Annotated in this window: 14 protein-coding genes and 2 pseudogenes; 7 read left to right on the forward strand and 9 right to left on the reverse strand. The window is 59.8% G+C overall.

Annotated features, from left to right (window positions below):
- Positions 1 to 138: 138 nt before the first annotated feature.
- From B0G74_RS47075 to B0G74_RS34800, 4 genes and pseudogenes are all read right to left on the reverse strand, one after another.
- Positions 139 to 237, reverse strand: a pseudogene (locus B0G74_RS47075) (IS6 family transposase); the annotation flags it as partial.
- An 86-nt stretch (positions 238 to 323) separates the two neighbouring features.
- A complete protein-coding gene (locus B0G74_RS34790; protein WP_132380760.1) occupies positions 324 to 1472 on the reverse strand; it encodes a porin in 1149 nt (382 codons plus the stop codon).
- Positions 1473 to 1520: 48 nt separating this feature from the next.
- The gene (locus B0G74_RS34795; RefSeq protein ID WP_132380762.1) at positions 1521 to 2900 is read right to left on the reverse strand and encodes an MFS transporter; all 1380 of its coding nucleotides are present in this window, start codon (positions 2898 to 2900) and stop codon (positions 1521 to 1523) included.
- Positions 2901 to 3081: 181 nt separating this feature from the next.
- Positions 3082 to 4548 carry an amidase gene (locus B0G74_RS34800; protein ID WP_132380764.1) on the reverse strand — a complete coding sequence of 489 codons (1467 nt, stop codon included), beginning with the start codon at positions 4546 to 4548 and terminating at the stop codon, positions 3082 to 3084.
- Between the two features lie 134 nt (positions 4549 to 4682).
- Here B0G74_RS34800 and B0G74_RS34805 point away from each other — a divergent pair, with 134 nt between their 5' ends.
- On the forward strand, positions 4683 to 5600 hold the full coding sequence (locus B0G74_RS34805) for a LysR family transcriptional regulator (protein ID WP_132380766.1): 918 nt from the start codon (positions 4683 to 4685) through the stop codon (positions 5598 to 5600).
- A 57-nt stretch (positions 5601 to 5657) separates the two neighbouring features.
- Here B0G74_RS34805 and B0G74_RS34810 read toward each other — a convergent pair whose 3' ends face one another.
- Positions 5658 to 6137, reverse strand: a complete 480-nt coding sequence (locus B0G74_RS34810; protein WP_243658454.1) for an MBL fold metallo-hydrolase — start codon at positions 6135 to 6137, stop codon at positions 5658 to 5660.
- A gap of 234 nt (positions 6138 to 6371) precedes the next feature.
- On the opposite strand from B0G74_RS34810, the gene B0G74_RS34815 reads away from it, so the two are divergent.
- From B0G74_RS34815 to B0G74_RS34845, 6 genes and pseudogenes are all read left to right on the forward strand, one after another.
- Positions 6372 to 6839, forward strand: a complete 468-nt coding sequence (locus tag B0G74_RS34815; RefSeq protein ID WP_132380768.1) for an NUDIX hydrolase — start codon at positions 6372 to 6374, stop codon at positions 6837 to 6839.
- 22 nt (positions 6840 to 6861) lie between these two features.
- Positions 6862 to 7086: pseudogene (locus B0G74_RS34820) on the forward strand (MgtC/SapB family protein); the annotation flags it as partial.
- A gap of 14 nt (positions 7087 to 7100) precedes the next feature.
- A complete protein-coding gene (locus tag B0G74_RS34825) occupies positions 7101 to 7364 on the forward strand; it encodes a hypothetical protein (protein WP_132380770.1) in 264 nt (87 codons plus the stop codon).
- Between the two features lie 585 nt (positions 7365 to 7949).
- Entirely contained in the window at positions 7950 to 9401 is a 1452-nt protein-coding gene (locus tag B0G74_RS34830; RefSeq protein ID WP_132380772.1) for an ATP-binding protein, read from the forward strand.
- Positions 9402 to 10206: 805 nt separating this feature from the next.
- Positions 10207 to 12054: a thiamine pyrophosphate-requiring protein gene (locus tag B0G74_RS34840; protein WP_132380774.1), complete on the forward strand. Its 1848-nt coding sequence runs from the start codon at positions 10207 to 10209 to the stop codon at positions 12052 to 12054.
- 54 nt (positions 12055 to 12108) lie between these two features.
- Complete coding sequence (locus B0G74_RS34845; protein ID WP_132380776.1) at positions 12109 to 12327, forward strand: hypothetical protein; 219 nt, start codon at positions 12109 to 12111, stop codon at positions 12325 to 12327.
- Between the two features lie 27 nt (positions 12328 to 12354).
- On the opposite strand, the gene B0G74_RS34850 is transcribed toward B0G74_RS34845, so the two are convergent.
- The 4 genes from B0G74_RS34850 to ctaD all read right to left on the reverse strand — a co-directional run bounded on the left by B0G74_RS34850 (position 12355) and on the right by ctaD (position 16856).
- Positions 12355 to 13662 (reverse strand): cytochrome c, encoded by a 1308-nt coding sequence (locus B0G74_RS34850; protein ID WP_132380778.1) that lies wholly within the window; start codon positions 13660 to 13662, stop codon positions 12355 to 12357.
- Positions 13663 to 13751: 89 nt separating this feature from the next.
- Positions 13752 to 14192: a hypothetical protein gene (locus B0G74_RS34855; RefSeq protein ID WP_132380780.1), complete on the reverse strand. Its 441-nt coding sequence runs from the start codon at positions 14190 to 14192 to the stop codon at positions 13752 to 13754.
- Positions 14177 to 14821 (reverse strand): cytochrome c oxidase subunit 3, encoded by a 645-nt coding sequence (locus B0G74_RS34860; RefSeq protein ID WP_132380782.1) that lies wholly within the window; start codon positions 14819 to 14821, stop codon positions 14177 to 14179. The genes B0G74_RS34855 and B0G74_RS34860 overlap by 16 nt, the downstream gene beginning before the upstream one ends.
- A 1-nt stretch (position 14822) precedes the next feature.
- Positions 14823 to 16856 carry a cytochrome c oxidase subunit I gene (ctaD, locus tag B0G74_RS34865; protein WP_207915753.1) on the reverse strand — a complete coding sequence of 678 codons (2034 nt, stop codon included), beginning with the start codon at positions 16854 to 16856 and terminating at the stop codon, positions 14823 to 14825.
- Positions 16857 to 16865 lie beyond the last annotated feature (9 nt).

Raw genomic sequence — 16865 nt, forward strand, 5'->3', positions numbered from 1 at the left:
TGCTCTCAAGAGAGGCTGTTTTTAGTGTCTACCATTCAACATGGTTCTCAATCTTTTCATGGTCCATTCGATCAAGCCAATCCCTCGCGAGATTCATGTCACGAGACATTGATTTGAAGTCTTGCGAAAACTGATGAACGAGGAGCGCACATAGGTCCCCTCCGGCAGCAGAGCGTCAGCGATCATCTCGCGCACGGCGCGGTGCGACGCGGCACATCCATCGAGCGTGATCGTCTCGTTCCGGTGTGATCTCGATCTGTACGCGAACGTGCGTCCCTCACGCACGCGCGAGTTCCTGACGACGGATGCCACACATCATGGCGCTAGAAGTACTGCCGCATACCTATCATGGCCCCCAACTGACTCGCCCCTCGATGTGGCGTCGTGCCACCGCCGCCTGCGCTAACTGTGTAGGCGGCCTCTGCGCTATTCGAGAGGTAGCCGACTTGCGCATACAGTGCGGTGCGCTTCGAAAGCAAATACATACCGCGCAGGGTGGTTAATGTCGCACGAGTATCGTGCTGCGCATTGACAACCCGGATGATCTCACCTTCGGCAAGCAATGAAGGCGTGACCTGATATGACACACCGCCAAAAAAGATGTCAGAACGGATATCCGGGGTAGAAGAATGATCTTCCGTATTGCGATGAAGCCAGCCGCCTTCCGCTTTCACCTTGCCAACCGTCACATGAGCAGCAAGCAGCAGCCGGGAGTCCACGTCGGTTGGGCGACTGGTTTGCACAGGAGGCACACCGTCAAAAAAATTGGCAGCTGCCCCCGTGCCTCCACGCTGTTCGTCGTACGATAGCCCACCACCGAACGTCGGTCCGTCGTACTTGATCATTGCTGTCCACTGCCGGCATTGCGTAAATGCTCCCGGAACCGATCCAGCGCACAGACCTTGTCCTGGAGAATTGCCTCCGACGGCGTCTCTACCAAAAGAATAAGTCGCACCAATTGTGACGTCGTGGTAGACACCTTTGTAGCCAATCGCATTGTCGCTACGCGCATTGGGCACGTAGGCGTCAACGGAGCCGACCCCATAGATGGCAGGCCCCATGACATCGTTATCAAGAATCGTGTAGAGGGTCGCCGTATTCTGACGGCCGAGGAACCACGAGCCCGTTGGCCCCGATATCCCAACCCACGCCTGGCGGCCGAATAAGCGGCCACCTTGATTGAGGTCTCCACCTCGGGGATTAAAGGAGCTTTCGAGGTTAAATGTTGCCGAGTAACCATTCCCCAATAGCTCGGAGCCGCGCAATCCCCAACGTGACGGAGTTGATCCTGTAATTGCGGGCATTCTCACAACGCTGCTACCAGCAGAGTCGGCGTGTGTGACGTACTCCACACCCGTATCCACAATTCCATATAACTGCACGCTTTGTGCGAATACCGTACCACTGACTAAACCTACCCCTCCGACGAAGGTAATTGCAATTTTTTCACTGCGTCTCCAAACAATAGACATACTAATTATATTCAGCCATATGAAATTTTCAGATCGATACGTAGTCGTCTAGTCGGAATCCGGTGTAAGTTGCTGCAAGATCACATCTGTACGTACTTGCCGCCGTGCCAGGCAATCTTTCAACAAAAGAGCCGCGGCTGCGATGAAGCTGGGAATCGCGAGCATGCTTAGAATGGAGCCGATACCGAATCCGGCCTGAAGGAAACTTGCTCCGGCCATGGACCCGACAATGCCACCGATGCGGCCTATGCCTAGCATCCACGCAACGCCCGATGCGCGCCCATTGGTTGGGTAGAATGCTGCGGCAATAACCGGCATGGAAACCTGCGCACCGTTTAAACAGGTCCCGGCAATAAAGATCAGCACGCCAACGAAGAACACGCCACCGGTAAGCTGTCCAATGCTCCAGAGAAATACGCCGGTCAGGATATAGGTGAAAGCGACGACACGATGTGCGTTGGCGCGGTCCATGAAATATCCGCAGGCAATCGACCCAAGTCCGCCGCCAAGGGGAAACAGCGCCGTGATCAAAGATGCATGTTTCAAGGTCATCCCGCTGTCTTTCAACAAGGTCGGAAGCCAGCTGGTCAGCAGGAAGTAGACAAGCAGTCCCATAAAATACGTGAGCCACAACAGCAAGGTTCCCGCACGAAAATTCTTCGACAGAATCAACGCAACGGACGTCTGTCTGGTAGCTCCGGATTGCTCGTGAAGCGTGAATCGTTGTCCTGTCAACGTCGTGCCTGAGATACGACCGAGCACCGCATTGACGCGTGCCGCGGGCCATGACTTCGCGACCATGAATCGAACTGACTCCGGCAGATAAATGAGAAGTGCAACGGCAAGCAGGAGTGGCACAGCGCCGCTGGCGAAAAAGACACTTCTCCATCCGAATGCGGGAATGAGCACAGCGGCTGCGAATCCACCAGCGGAGGCGCCTATCGTGAATCCGCAAAACATCACGTTGACCAGAAGTCCCCTGTGCTTTGCGGGTACGTATTCCGAAATCATCGTCGTCGCGTTCGGCATGGCCGCGCCCAATCCGATGCCGCTGCACAGGCGTAGCATCGTGAGTACTTCAGTGGAATGAGCTTGCGTACAGGCGAGACTGAATGTACCGAACGACAGAACGGCACCCACCAGGACACGTTTTCGACCGATGCGGTCGGCAAGCGGACCTGCGATAAGGGCGCCGACCACGGATCCGATGAGCGCAGCGCTCAGTATGGGGCCGAGTTCGAGTCGTGTCAGTCCCCACTCCCTGGCAAGCGCGGGCGCAACGAATCCGCCTGCCGCCGTATCGAAACCATCCGCGGCAACGATCAGGAAACACAGCCCGAGAATAAGCCACTGGTAGGGAGAGAACCTTTGCTGGTCGATGAAAGCCTGAACATCAACCACTTCAGATGAAGAGTTGGCTGAGGACATAATGAAGTCTCCTGATTGCGCGACTCGTGCGCGCGTTGCTGATTGTGAGTACGTTGCCCACACTTGAATGTTTGTCGATACGCGTACAGAAATCGAAGATGCAGTCGCGTCCCCGACTTCTGCGTCATGCCGGCCGGGTAGTGACTTAATTGGAGCCCGGTAATAGCCGGGTTCGGGTACCTCAGTCAGCCCTATAGTCGAGAGCAGATGTCACGCCGACATTGCTTTCAATGACTGATGCAGCGGTGAGCAGGCGCAATTCTCGAAAACTGTCGGCCACCAGTTGCACGCCTACCGGCAGTCCACCGGACAGACCCGTCGGAACACTGATCCCGGGAAGTCCGAGCGCTGCGGTGGCGATCAGGGGACTCTGGGCGGCTACCAGCGCGCGCATCTCATCGACCGTTCCCAGGTCCGCGCCCCACGTTTGAGGCAGGCGGCATGAAACGGGCAAAAGTGCAATTGGGTAGCGGCCAAGGAATTCGTTCCACTTGCGACGCAATACGTCGCGCCGTGCGATTGCCCGAACGTAGCCGTTCAGGTCGACCGTGGGCCCGCAATCAGCCATGTTGTGGACCGATCGTTTGATGTCGGCGTCTCCGATCGCATCCACGCCCGCAATCATGCCAAGACGAGACTCTGTCATGACGATCGACTGCCACACTTCAACGCACTGCTCAATTACCGGGGGCAGCGCGCGCTCGACGATATAGCCAGCCGCTGCAAGCGCGGTCGCTGCCTGCTGGAGCGCTGCCTTGATCTCTGCACAAACCGAGGTTCCCGGAATCTCGTCGATCAGGGCGACCTTCACTGGCGCAAAATCATCCGGGTGTTCCAACCGCGCATCGACCCACGTTGGGTCACGCGTATCGGCGGCGATCATTGCGCGTAGTCCGAGTAACACATCGGTGACCGATCGGGCGAGTGGGCCCTGCGCGGACATGGACTGAAGGCCGTAGAAGCGGTGGCCGGTGGTCGGGTGATAGGCCGGGACACGTCCCGGCGTGGTACGAAGGCCCACCACACCATTAACATACGCGGGGTAGCGGATAGATCCGGCGATGTCGGTGCCATGCGCCAGAGCGCACATGCCTGTTGCTACCGATACACCTGCACCGCCGCTCGATCCACCTGACGTAATGTCCTCCCGCCACGGATTCAGCGTCCTGCCGTGGAGTGGGTTGTCAGTGAACCACCTGAAAGAAAACGGCGGTACGTTCGAGCGGCCGATGATGTTCGCGCCGGCATTGCGTAGGTTGGCGACTACCGAACTGTCCGCGGGCGCAACGCGTGCGGCGTAAGCCGGAACGCCATTTGTCGTTGCTTCACCGGCCACATCGACGTTGAGCTTTATCGTCAACGGCACGCCGTGCAGAATTCCGGCCTCGTGGGGTGCGGTTCGCAGCAAATCGTCTGCCCGATTCGCGGTCTCGATCGCCTGCTTGCGGTCCGCATGCACAATGGCATTCAGTCGTGGGTTGATCGAATCAATGCGCTGATGGAAGGCTTGGAGCACCTCCGCGCAAGAGACGGAACCTGCGCGAACTTGTGCGGCGATATCGACCGCGCGCCACCGCCAGATCTCGCCTGGCAGTGTGGTGGTTGATCCTTTGGCTTGCAGGAAATCGCCGTTGTGCTTGGTTGACATGTCTAATCCAGCTTGATGTCGTTACGCGGAAAGAAGGGGTGAGTGCGAATATTCTTGCACTGGACCACTATCCAGACAACCGAGCGGCGGGATAAAGTGTATCGAAATTCTTGATATCACCTGGAAACGAAACTATGGCTTCCCTTGATGTGGAATGGATCTGGGTTTTCGACGAGATATACAAGACGCTGAGTGTGACGAATGCCGCCGATAAGCTCGGCATTACCCAGGGCGCGGCCAGTACTGCGCTTAATCGTCTGCGTGCCTATTACGACGATCAGCTCTTTATCCGCACCTCACGCGGCATGCGGCCGACGCCGCGTGCCGTCGCGCTACACCCCGTGCTGCACCAGGTGCGCGAGGACCTGGAAGTCGCTCGAACAGGCGCGCCCGTCTTCGACCCCGTCAAATCACACCGGACATTTCGTGTGTGCATGACCGACCTTGGCGAAATATCCCTGCTTCCGCGGCTGCTCAGCCACCTGCAGTCTCACGCACCGGGCATTCATGTCGAGGCCGAGAAGATCAATTCCGACAGTCCACGACGGCTGGAAGACGGCACAGTCGACCTGGCGGTAGGTTACATGCCGCAACTCGATGCCGGCTTCTATCAGCAATCCCTGTTCGAGCAGGACTTTCAGTGTATTGCGAGCCTTTCGCACCCGCGCATTGGAAAGCGGCTTGGCAAGACCGCCTACGGCGCCGAACGGCACGTGGAAGTCTCCAATCCAGGGACAGGGCATACCGCGATGGTCGACAAGGCGCTCGCTTCTGCCGGCGTCACACGCGACATCGCGTTGCGGGTGCCGAGCTTTCTGGCCGTTGCGCAGATCGTGAGTGAGACAGAACTTCTCGCGACCGTGCCACGCTATTACGCACTCGCCATGTTGTCCCGCGAGCCGATTCGCAATTTAGTGGTACCGTACGAGTTGCCGCGCTACACCGTAAGGCAGCATTGGCATGCGCGTTTTCATCGCGATCCCGGCAACGTCTGGTTGCGTCAGACCGTTGCCAGTCTCATGCCCGCCGCTGTGATGAGGCATCCCCTATGAGCGGAGTGAAGCGGCGGCGTCGAAGCCCCGCTCAAGACAGTGGCTTACCATTAGGGCTTATTGCAGACCGGCGTACACCATCTTTGTGAACTGGTCGCCGTTGAACACAAAATTCCCCCATTTGGCGTCAAACGCGGCCGTGGGCATGGCGGCAACAATTTCGTCCAATGACTTGCCTTGCTTTTTCAAGGCTGCGACGTTGTCGCGTACCGTGACCAACATGTCGCGAAACTCGATCAGTTGCGCGCGTGTACCCACCGCACCGTGGCCTGGAATAACGATAGTGTGATCTGTCGTGAATGCCACAGCCTTGTTGGCCCATTCGATCGCGCCATCGATGTCGCCGCCATCTTCGTTATCGATGTACGGATAAATGCCATTCCAAAAGGTGTCTCCGAGGGCCAGCACATCGGCCTTTTTGAAGTAGATCCATACATCACCATCGGTATGGCCATGGCCAAAGTTTTCGACTTCGATGCGTGTTCCATCAAAGTTAAAGGTTTTTTCGCTCTCATTTTTGTTTTCCCCGTTGTTCACTAACTAATGTTCAGCTTACGCCAATGTGCAAGGAGTACGGGATCAAGTTTACGACTGCCACTCTGTCAGCCGGGCGATGTCCATCGCGGTCACCCGACCGATACCAACGACAAAGCGTGCGCTTGATATAAACAGCCGATAGATTTCGTTTGAGCGCTCCACTAAATGGCCGCCCACGCGTGGTCCTTAATCTGCTCTGCAAACACAGCAGCCGCGTGTCCTGTAGGGGAGAACATGAAAGATAGGGCGACTATCATATGCAGCCGGGAAGGCCAAGTACTTCTGGTCGCACGCGTGAGGTCACGGTGGTCGTTACCTGGAGGCACGATAAAGCGGTCCGAGTCGCCGCTGGACGCCGCCCAGCGCGAGCAGGAGGAAGAAACTTCGCTCGTTGGAATTGAGCTTACGTACCTGTTCCAGTTTGGCGGTCTCAGCAAACGCCATCGCGTTTTCCGCGCCGAGATTCCTCGCGACGCGTCCCCCGAAGCTCGTAACGAAATCTCACGTTGCCGGTGGTTCACTCCGGGCAAAATTTCAACGCTCGTCGCGAGCATACCGACCCGGCAAATCGTCAATCTGTTCTGCGCGCACGAAAATCGCGCCGAGGCGCTGCCGGCTGTCATCGAAGAACCCGATGGGAGCGTTAACCGGACGGCCCAACTATATGCCGATGTCGCCGACACGGCTTCCCGGCAGGCCTAAAACGGACCTATCGAAAGGCAAAGTGACAGGAAATATCGGGTTTTTGTCGCGCCTCGTCCTGGCGGCTCTACTTGGGAGCGTCATCGGCTTTGAGCGCGAAAGATTGAACTGGGCGGCAGGTTTGCGCACTCACATGCTCGCGTGCGTCGGCTCGTCGTTGGCCATGCTGGTATCAGCGTTCGGATTTGGCGATGTGTTGGGTGGGAAGAACGTCGTGCTCGATCCCTTCCGGATTGCCGCCCGGATAGACAGGGTAAGCCCATGAGCCGCACTTATCACTATCACGGATTTGACATTGAAGTGGCCGTTGAGACTGACTTCAGCTGGAAGGCCGGAGCCAAGGGGACAACCAGCGTCGGATTTGTGGCGGTCGTGAGGATCAGCAAGGCCGGTGCATCTGTCGCTGTCTTCTCGCCGCTGCGTTTTGGCGAATCCCGAGGCAGGCCATTTCTCAGTGAGGCCGATGCGCTGATGGGCGGCTATAGTGCGGGACGACGTATTGTCGATGACTTGTTCAATTCGTAACCCTGTGCCCTGATGCGCATGCCGCACAGAAAGCCTGGCAGTCATCGATCCAATTCTCCGACTCTCTATGGCTGCCATGGCTCCATGACCGGCCGTTCGGTAGCGCCCCTCGTGGCCGCACTGAGCCTCGCTGACCGGCTCTAGTCGACCCCCTTCGGGTGTCCGCTGTCCGCACCTAACCAGCCGACGCGCAGCTACCATAACGGTTTCAGGCAACCCGCGGCCATTGACCCAGAAAGAGATTTCGCCTGGCACCAGTCAGCTCGTCGGTGCGCGCAGCTGCACTGACTTGCCATCGGTTGCGACAGCTCGGTGGGTCAGTCCTATGATTGTCGGTATCCCGCGCGACGATCAGCTAAGCAAGGACCGGGCCGCCGTGCGCCTCGCCCCGCTGAGCCGGAGGGTCGCCGCGGCGTCGCCCGACTGCGGTTTTACGCACAAGGGGCGAGGAGATCAAGGCGCGGTCGCCGGCGTCCGCATTGCCGATTTCCCCGAAAGAGGCGGTCGCGGCCCTGAAGATGTCGATCCGAATGCCTTAGGCATCCAGATTGCGCGAGGCATTGCTGATTTGTGGAGGAAGAAGATATGTCCCGGTCTAGTCCTCTACAGTGGTCCAGACGGTCCGCTCTCGTTAACTATGCAGTTGCAGTTCTGTCGGTTGTTGCGGCCCTCGTCGCCGCGCTGCTACTAGAACCTGACATGCACAGTAGTCCGTTCGTATCGCTGTCTCTATGCGCGATCATGTTTAGTGCCTGGTTCGGTGGCCTCGGCCCGGGTTTGTTCGCGACCGCACTGTCCGTTGCGGGTTTCACTTATTATTTTGTCCCGCCGATCGGTTTCGCGGTTGCGCCCACGGACTTGCCGCGCGTCGTGCTGCTTGCGGTGACAGCACTGTTTGTGGTGTGGCTGAACGTCGCGCGAAGAGGTACCGAAAGCGCATTGCGGCGGAGTGAAGCCTATTTGGCTGATGCCCAACGGCTGAGTCATACAGGGAGCTTTGGCTGGAGGATAGCTAGCGGCAACATTGTCTGGTCGAAGGAGACATATCGGATATTTGGAGTAGACGAAACGATCAAGCCGACGATCGATCTCATGCTCCAATGTGTTCATCCGGATGACCGAGAACTTGTACTGCATGAAATTAATCGTGCGGCACTTGGCAAGCCATCCTACGACTACGAACACCGTCTTCTGATGCCGAATGGAGCGATCAAGTACCTGACCGTCAGGACCCATCGCGTGAAATACGAATCGGGCGAGGAGGAACTCGTTGGTGCACTGATGGACGTCACGGCAACCAGGGAAACGCAAAAGGCGTTAGACACGGCACGGGCGGAACTCGCCCGCGTCGCTCGTGTAACAGCCCTCGGACAGATGAGTGCCTCGATTGCGCATGAAGTGAATCAGCCCCTTGCCGCCATTGCTACCAGCGCCTCAGCTGGCTTGCGCTGGCTGACCCGCGAAGTTCCGGAAATAGGCGAAGCGCGCGCCTGCGTGAATCACATTGCCGAAGAAGCCAATCGGGCGAGCGAAATCATGCGAAGCATTCGCGATCTCGCCAGGAGGGCAGATCCGGAGGTGGTCGCACTTGACATCAATGCGGTCATCGATGAGACGGTCGCTCTCGTAAAGCAGGAGGCGCTCAACCATCGAGTGACCGTGCAGGTGCAACTCGCGCCGGAATTGCCCCTGGTGCGCGGCGACCGGATCCAGCTGCAGCAAGTGATCATCAATCTTGCAATCAACGGTATCCAAGCCATGGTGGCAGGCATCGATCGCGCGCGCGTGCTGACCATCCGAACCGAACGGCGCGAATCCGACCAGGTGCTCGTGGCGGTACAGGACGTCGGCATCGGCACGGAGCCCGAGGGGCTGGACCGGCTTTTCGCCGCGTTTTACACGACGAAGCCAGATGGTATGGGGATGGGACTATCCATCTGTCGTTCGATCATCGAAGCTCACGGAGGGCGGGTGTGGGCGTCCCGCAATATTGGCCCGGGAATGACATTTCAATTTACCCTTTCCGCGTATCGATAACGTTGCCGTGTCTAAAGGCGGCTTGTCTCGGGTAAACGGTCATCGCCGGAGCCACGCGAACACGAAACCTATATGTTGTCCCACGATGTCGCCGCGTCATCAAGCGGCACGTCGAGGGTTTCGAGGAAACGGGCCGTCATCATGTAGTGGCCGATCAGGAGCGTCAGCTCTGCCATCTGATCATCTCGCGGCCCTTGTTGCCTATTCTTTAACGCGACAGTACCCGAAAATCACCATTGAAAATAAACGAAGGGGCATTCGGGCGATAGCGTGCCGAACCGCCGACCGTATCGTCGAAGTGGCTGCGCGCGGCGAAGTGCAAAACATCTTCGCGCGGTTGTGCAGGCCCTTACCCAGGAATGCCTGTTGCTCAACGGTTGTGTTCACGCGGCGGTCGCCAGGCGATGCCCCGCCCTTCAATACTGCGTGCAACCAACGTCTCCTCGACCATGCAGACTCAGCGGAACGCGGTAATTCAGCCAACGTCGCGTAACTGATGGTGTCCGGGAGAAATCGATAGCCTTTGAACGGAATCGGCGCCTCGGGCGACGACGGATCGGAGACAGATGCTTTATGCGTGCTCCGCCATATTCGCCGACTTCGGCCTCCACTTGACGGTTACCGTCTGACAGCAATCCTGTCGTGCCGCGCCTGCTAACTGGACACTCATCCTTGACGGTTACAGCCTGCAATACCGCGGAACGGGACTTGCGACAGGCGAAGCAGGCATACGACGAACGGCGAAATGGCCCAGCCACACATCCCCTCAACCGTCGTCGCTTCAATCGTTTTCAAGGAGAGCGTGATGTCCGATACCGTTGGCGACTTCATCATCGAACGGCTCCACGCCTGGGGCGTCCGCCGCATCTACGGTTACCCCGGCGACGGGATCAACGGCGTCTTCGGGGCCCTGAACCGCGCTCAATCCGAATCCCGGAAACATCGCAAAAGCAAGGACGAAGGCAAAGAAGCACCCGCCCCGATCGAATTCATCCAGGTCCGGCACGAAGAAATGGCCGCCTTCATGGCTACGGCTCACGCCAAATTTACCGGTGAACTCGGTGTGTGCATCGCCACCTCTGGCCCTGGCGCCTCGCATCTGATTACCGGCCTCTACGATGCTCGGATGGATCACATGCCGGTCCTCGCCATTGCCGGCCAGCAAGCCCGCGCGGCGCTCGGCGGCCACTATCAGCAGGAACTCGACCTCGTCTCGATGTTCAAGGATGTCGCCGGCGCCTTCGTCGAACAGGCCAGCGTTCCCGCTCAAGTCCGCCATCTGGTCGACCGCGCCGTGCGCATTGCGCTCTCCGAGCGCAAGGTCACCGCTATCGTGCTGCCCAACGATCTGCAGGATCTGCCCTACGAAGCACCCGGCCGCAAGCACGGCACGCTGCATTCGGGCGTGGGCTACCGCGCGCCGCGTCTCATGCCCTATCCCGACGATCTCCAGCAAGCCGCCGACGTCCTCAACGCCGGCAAGAAGATCGCGATCCTCGTCGGCGCCGGCGCCTTGCATGCCACGGATGAAGTCATCGCCGTCGCCGAAAAACTCGGTGCTGGTGTCGCGAAGGCGCTGCTCGGCAAAGCTGCCCTGCCCGACGATCTGCCTTGGGTCACCGGTTCGATCGGCCTGCTCGGCACGAAGCCGAGCTACGACCTGATGACCGAATGCGACACGTTGCTGATGATTGGCTCTGGCTTTCCCTACGCGGAATTCCTGCCGAAAGAAGGCGCGGCCCGCGGCGTGCAGATCGACATCAAGGCGGACATGCTGAGCCTGCGCTATCCGATGGAAGTGAATCTGGTCGGCGATAGTGTCGAAACCTTGCGCGCGTTGCTGCCGCTGCTCGAAGAAAAGCCGGACCGTGCGTGGCGCAAGAAGATCGAAGGCTGGACCGCGGACTGGTGGAAGACGCTCGAGAAGCGCGCACACGAACCCGGCAAAGACGCGGTCAATCCGCAGCGCACTGTGTGGGAGTTGTCCAAACGCATCCCTGCTAACTCCATCGTCACGAGCGATTCCGGATCTTGCGCGAACTGGTACGCACGCGACCTGAAGGTACAGCGCGGCATGATGTGCTCGCTGTCCGGCGGACTCGCGTCGATGGGCGCGGCCGTGCCGTACGCGATCGCCGCCAAGTTCGCCTACCCTGAGCGACCCGTGATCGCATTGGTTGGAGACGGCGCGATGCAGATGAACAACATGGCGGAACTGATCACGGTCTCGAAGTATTGGAAGAACTGGGCCGATCCGCGCTGGATCTGCATGGTGCTGAATAACGGCGATCTCAACCAGGTCACGTGGGAGCAGCGCGCGATGGAAGGCGATCCGAAGTTCGAAGCATCGCAGGATATTCCCTCGGTGCCCTATCACAAGTTTGCGGAATTGATCGGCCTGAAAGGCATCTACGTCGACGACGCCGAGCAGATGGGCGCGGCGTGGGACGAAGCCCTCGCCGCGGATTGCCCGGTGGTCATCGAAGTGAAAGCCGATCGGAATATCGCGCCTTTGCCGCCGCATATCACGCTCGCTCAAGCTAAGGCGTTCGCGTCGACGCTGATGAAGGGCGACCCGGACCAGGGCAACGTGATCGTCGAAACGGCTAAGCAGGTGCTCGGTGCAGTACTGCCGGGCCATCACGACAAATAGAGCACGCGTCATGACGGCTCGGCCGACACCGCCGTCTTTTATGTGAGGTAAGCCATGAAGCACACCACTCAACGAACCCCGGACGATGCCGCCGGACACCAAGGGCATCGCAAGCCCCTTTCAGACGAAGCAGCCAGGAGCGACGTGTCATTGAAAGACACCGCTCAGAGCGCGCAGGACGCAAAGGAAAAGCGCCGGCATCCGACATCAGAGAACACGCTCGACTCGTCTCAGGACAAAAACCCGATTCCTCCTGATTCGGTGAAGAAGTGACTTACGCACGCATGCCTTCCACAGCTACTATTTGTGCAGGGCATGCCGCACCGCTGACACGTCATGGGCCGTGACCGGCTCGGCCGCATTGCCCCACGTGTTGCGGATAAATGTCAGAACGTGTGCGAGTTCGCTGTCCGTTAGTTTGTCCGCAAAGGCCGGCATCTTGCGCGTCTCGGGGCCACCGTCCGTGCTCGGACTGCTCCCGCCCTCCACGAGCAGACGCACGAGCGAGGTCGTTTGCGGGGTGAGTACAGCCGGATTGCCCGCAAGGCGCGGATATTTTTGCGTGACACCCGTGCCGTCCGACTGATGACAGCGCGCGCAATACGCTGCGTAGATGCCGGCGCCGGGCCGCTCGACTTCGCCTGTTTTCAGCGCCTGCGCGCTCTGCATCGCGCCGCGCGAACGTGGATCGAAGTGGCCGCTCTGAGCGCGTGGCGGCAGGCTCTTCAGATAGTTAGCCATGGCCGCGAGGTCGGCATCGTCGAGATATTGCGTGCTGTCTTCCACCACTTGAACCATGCTACCGAACGCGACCAGGCCGCCACCGTGGCCATGTTTCAGGAAAGCGGCGATGTCTCCCGCGGAACTTCGTCCCAAGCCCGAACCGGCGTCGGCTGTGAGGTTCGGTGCGAACCAGTGGTCGTTAGTGCCGCCGGTCAGATAAAGCGGACTCGCCTCGGTGTAGCCGCGTTCCTCATACGCCGGCCCGCGCGGCGTGTGGCACGCACCGCAATGACCCAACGATTGCACGAGATACGCACCGCGATTCCATTGCGCGTCGCGCCCTGCGTCCGGTTTGAAGCGATCACCCGGCACGAACGCCCAGTCCCAGAACATGAGCACCCAACGCTGATTGAATGGGAACGGCAACCGAGTTGGTTGAGCGGGGGCGGCGACCGGCAGCACGCCATGCATGAAGTACGCGTAGAGCGCGTGCATGTCGTCATCGTCGATCTTTGCGAACGATGGGTACGGCATCGCCGGATAGAGCCGCTTGCCGCCTCGCGCGACGCCATCGCGCAAGGCACGCGCGAAGTCGTCATAGCTATAGAGACCGATACCTGCCTGCGGGTCTGGCGTGATGTTCGACGAGTAGATGGTACCGAACGGCGAGGCCATGCCCAGACCGCCGGCGAAAGGCGTCGCCGGAATCGGTGTCGCGCCGGGCCGCATGATGCGTGGCGCGGCCGTATGACAGCCCGCGCAATCGGCGGCTTTCGCGAGATAGGCACCGCGCGCGATCTGCGCGGCGTCGCCGGGCGTCGCGTTGCCGGGCGCGGAATCGGCTGTGTAGCTGGATGCAAGCGTGCCGAGGGTCAATGCGAGCATCGCGGCGGCAATTCCGCGACCGCTTCGAAGCCATCGCCCAAGCGAGCCTTCGCGGCGTGGTGAAATGGATGAGTTAGGCGCGCGCATCGTCACCACCACTTGCACGGCGACACGAACGCCAGTGCGATATCGGTTGCAACCAGTGCGAACAGAAACAGCGCGCTCGACATCGCCGCGACGCGTGTCAGGAAGGCGTCGAGTCCGCTTCGCTTCTGGCCGGCGGCGCCTGAGCCGCCCTCCTCCGCTTCAAGGCGACGAACGTTTCGCCAGGCCGTCAGTGCGCCGAACACGCCGGCCGCGAGACATAGCGCGCTGACGGCGACGAGCGCCGGACGCATCCACGGCAGCGCCGACGACGACAGCGGCTGATCGAATGGATAACAACTCTGCGCGGCCAGCGTCTCTGCGATCACCATCTGTGCCAGCCATGCGCACGGCGGGACCAGCAGGCCGACCAGCATGCGCCGCATGGCCCCGGTCGGCGCGCAAGACGGTCCGACGCTCAGCGGCGGCTTCATGTCCCCGGCCATGACAGATTCCGAAACAGGTAAGGCGTCAGATACAGCGTGCTGAAGATAAACAACCACACGACGTCCACGAAATGCCAGTACAAGCCGCCGATGGTCAGCGCGGCGCAGCGTTTCTCGTCGAAGTAGCCCAGCGCGGTCCACAGCAGCAAACATAGCAGCACGACGATGCCAACCACGACGTGCGCCATATGGAATCCTGTGATCGTGAAATATAGCGAACCATACAGATGCGTCGTCAGGCCGTACGGATGATCGTGCCATTCGAGCAGTTGAATGCTCATGAACACGATGCCGAGCAAGACGCCCACCGCCATCGAGGCGACGGCCCATCTCAAGCGCCCGCGCCTCACACAACGCTCGCACAACCAGACGAACACGCTGCTCGACAACAGAATGATCGTGTTCGTCATGCCGAGACCGAGCTTCGGCAGGCCTTCAGGCGGCCAGCGCTGCGTACTCTGCGAGGCCAGATAGAGATACGAGAAGATCAGATAGCCGAACAGCGCGCCTTCGGTCGCGATCAGCGTGAGGCAACCCCACCAGCCGCCCGAACGCTCGCCCGCGCTGCCGATCGGCAGAGGTTCGGTCGGTTGCGCGGCTGTCCGACTCAAATCGGCGGCGTCGCTCATGTCAATCTCCCGAATCATGAACGGTGGCCGGTTCGCGCTGGATCAACGCACGTTCGGGCCACAGCCACACGATGATCGACACCGCACACCCCATCAGCATCGCACCGGCAAATGTCCATGCGCTCATCGCGAGTCCCGCGAATACCAGCGTCGCGAACACGGCAAGCCAGAACGGCGAGTAGGAATCGCCCGGCATCTTCAGGATCACGTCGGGATTTGCTTCGAGTGCGGTGGTGCCGAGCGCCTCGCGGCCTTGCGCGAGCAGATAACCTTCACGCAGTTGCGAGTGCGTGTGAAGCGTGACGCCTGGCTCCTCGATGCGGCCTTCCCATAACGGATGACGGCTCGCCAGCGTCGGCACCACCGCGAAGTTGTATGGCGGTGGCGGAGAACTCACCGACCATTCGAGCGTGGGCGCGTCCCACGGATTGTCGCCGGCCGGCTTGCCGCGCTTCAGGCTGACCAGCAGATCGATCATGAAAATCAACACGCCCGCCGCGAACAGAAACGACCCCAGCGACGTGACGAGATTCACCGTGTTCCACCCCATGTCGGCGGGATACGTATAGATACGCCGCGGCATGCCGAGCAGACCCGCGATATGCATCGGAAAGAAGGCAATATTGAAGCCCGCGAACAGCACCCAGAAACCGAACTTGCCGAGCCGTTCGCTCATCATCCTGCCTGTGAATTTCGGGAACCAGAAATAGATGCCGCCGATCACTGGAAACACGTTGATTCCGAGTAGCACGTAATGCAGATGCGCGACCACGAAGTAGGTGTCGGTGAGCTGCCAGTCGAATGGCACGGCTGCGGTCATCACGCCGGATACGCCGCCCACCACGAACAGAAACACGAATCCCGCGAAAAACAGGAATGGCACGCGAAACACCGGCCGGCCGGTCCAGATCGTCGCGATCCATGCGAAGGTGGCGACCGCGCTGGGAATCGCGATCACCATACTGGCCGCGCCGAAAAACGACAGCGCGAGCGCGGGAATCCCGGTCGCGAACATATGGTGAATCCACACGACGAAACCAATCACCATCGTCGCCACCGTCGAGAGCGCGACCGGCCCATAGCCGACCAGCGGACGCCGGCAAAACACCGGCAACGCATCGGAGACGATGCCCATGGCCGGCAGCACAACTGCATAGACCCAGGGATGCGCGAAGATCCAGAACAGGTGTTGCCACAGTAGCGCACGTCCGCCGTTCAACACGTCGAAGAAGTGTGTGCCGATGCGCCGGTCGAGCCACAACAGAAAGAACGCCAGGCTTACCGACGGCACCGCCAGCAGATTGCCGCCTGACGCCGTGAGCGTGCCCCACACCAGCACGGGCATTCGGTCTAGCGACATGCCAGGCGCGCGCATCCGTAGCAACGTGACCACGAAGTTCATCGAGCCGACAGTCGTCGAAATGCCGAGCAGCACCATGCCGAGCGCGTAGACATCAATATTCGGTCCGGTGCTGTACTCAAGCCCCGAGAGCGGCGCGTAGTTGAACCAGCCGGCATCCGGCGCCTGCCCCGTCGGGAAGCTTGCATACAGGAAGATGCCGGCAAACAGAAACACCCAGTACGAAAGCGCATTCAGACGCGGGAACGCCATGTCGCGGGAACCGAGCACCAGTGGCCACAAATAGTTCGAGAAGCCGGATAGCACCGGCAACGCGTAGAGAAAGATCATCGTCACGCCGTGCATCGTGAAAAGCTGGTTGTACTGCTCGGGCGTGAGGACCGTCGCGTTGGGCCGCGCGAGCTGGATGCGCATGATGAGCGCTTCGATGCCGCCCATCAGCAGGAAGATGAACGCGGTCACCAGATAGCGCAGACCGATGGTTTTGTGATCGACCGTCGAGAGCCAACCGCGCCAACCCGGCGGCGCTGACCAGATCTCGCGCAAACGCTTTTCTTCGGCACTCTCGGGCGCGACGCGGCCGTATTGCGGCGTGCGCTCGAGCGGCAGCGCCGAACTGTCTGCCGCGGCCTGCCGTGCCCCTGGCGTTGAAGCGGGCCTCGCGTGATCGGACATTGAAAGACG

Source organism: Paraburkholderia sp. BL9I2N2, from assembly GCF_004339745.1.
Lineage (GTDB): Bacteria > Pseudomonadota > Gammaproteobacteria > Burkholderiales > Burkholderiaceae > Paraburkholderia.

Bases quoted from the DNA above. Each gene is read 5' to 3' on its own strand.
- B0G74_RS34795 (WP_132380762.1), bottom strand. From the start codon at position 2,900: ATGTCCTCAGCCAACTCTTCATCTGAAGTGGTTGATGTTCAGGCTTTC.
- B0G74_RS34840 (WP_132380774.1), top strand. From the start codon at position 10,207: ATGTCCGATACCGTTGGCGACTTCATCATCGAACGGCTCCACGCCTGG.
- B0G74_RS34850 (WP_132380778.1), bottom strand. From the start codon at position 13,662: ATGCTCGCATTGACCCTCGGCACGCTTGCATCCAGCTACACAGCCGAT.
- B0G74_RS34825 (WP_132380770.1), top strand. From the start codon at position 7,101: ATGAGCCGCACTTATCACTATCACGGATTTGACATTGAAGTGGCCGTT.
- B0G74_RS34830 (WP_132380772.1), top strand. From the start codon at position 7,950: ATGTCCCGGTCTAGTCCTCTACAGTGGTCCAGACGGTCCGCTCTCGTT.
- B0G74_RS34815 (WP_132380768.1), top strand. From the start codon at position 6,372: ATGAAAGATAGGGCGACTATCATATGCAGCCGGGAAGGCCAAGTACTT.
- B0G74_RS34855 (WP_132380780.1), bottom strand. From the start codon at position 14,192: ATGGCCGGGGACATGAAGCCGCCGCTGAGCGTCGGACCGTCTTGCGCG.
- B0G74_RS34845 (WP_132380776.1), top strand. From the start codon at position 12,109: ATGAAGCACACCACTCAACGAACCCCGGACGATGCCGCCGGACACCAA.
- ctaD (WP_207915753.1), bottom strand. From the start codon at position 16,856: ATGTCCGATCACGCGAGGCCCGCTTCAACGCCAGGGGCACGGCAGGCC.
- B0G74_RS34800 (WP_132380764.1), bottom strand. From the start codon at position 4,548: ATGTCAACCAAGCACAACGGCGATTTCCTGCAAGCCAAAGGATCAACC.
- B0G74_RS34790 (WP_132380760.1), bottom strand. From the start codon at position 1,472: ATGTCTATTGTTTGGAGACGCAGTGAAAAAATTGCAATTACCTTCGTC.
- B0G74_RS34860 (WP_132380782.1), bottom strand. From the start codon at position 14,821: ATGAGCGACGCCGCCGATTTGAGTCGGACAGCCGCGCAACCGACCGAA.
- B0G74_RS34805 (WP_132380766.1), top strand. From the start codon at position 4,683: ATGGCTTCCCTTGATGTGGAATGGATCTGGGTTTTCGACGAGATATAC.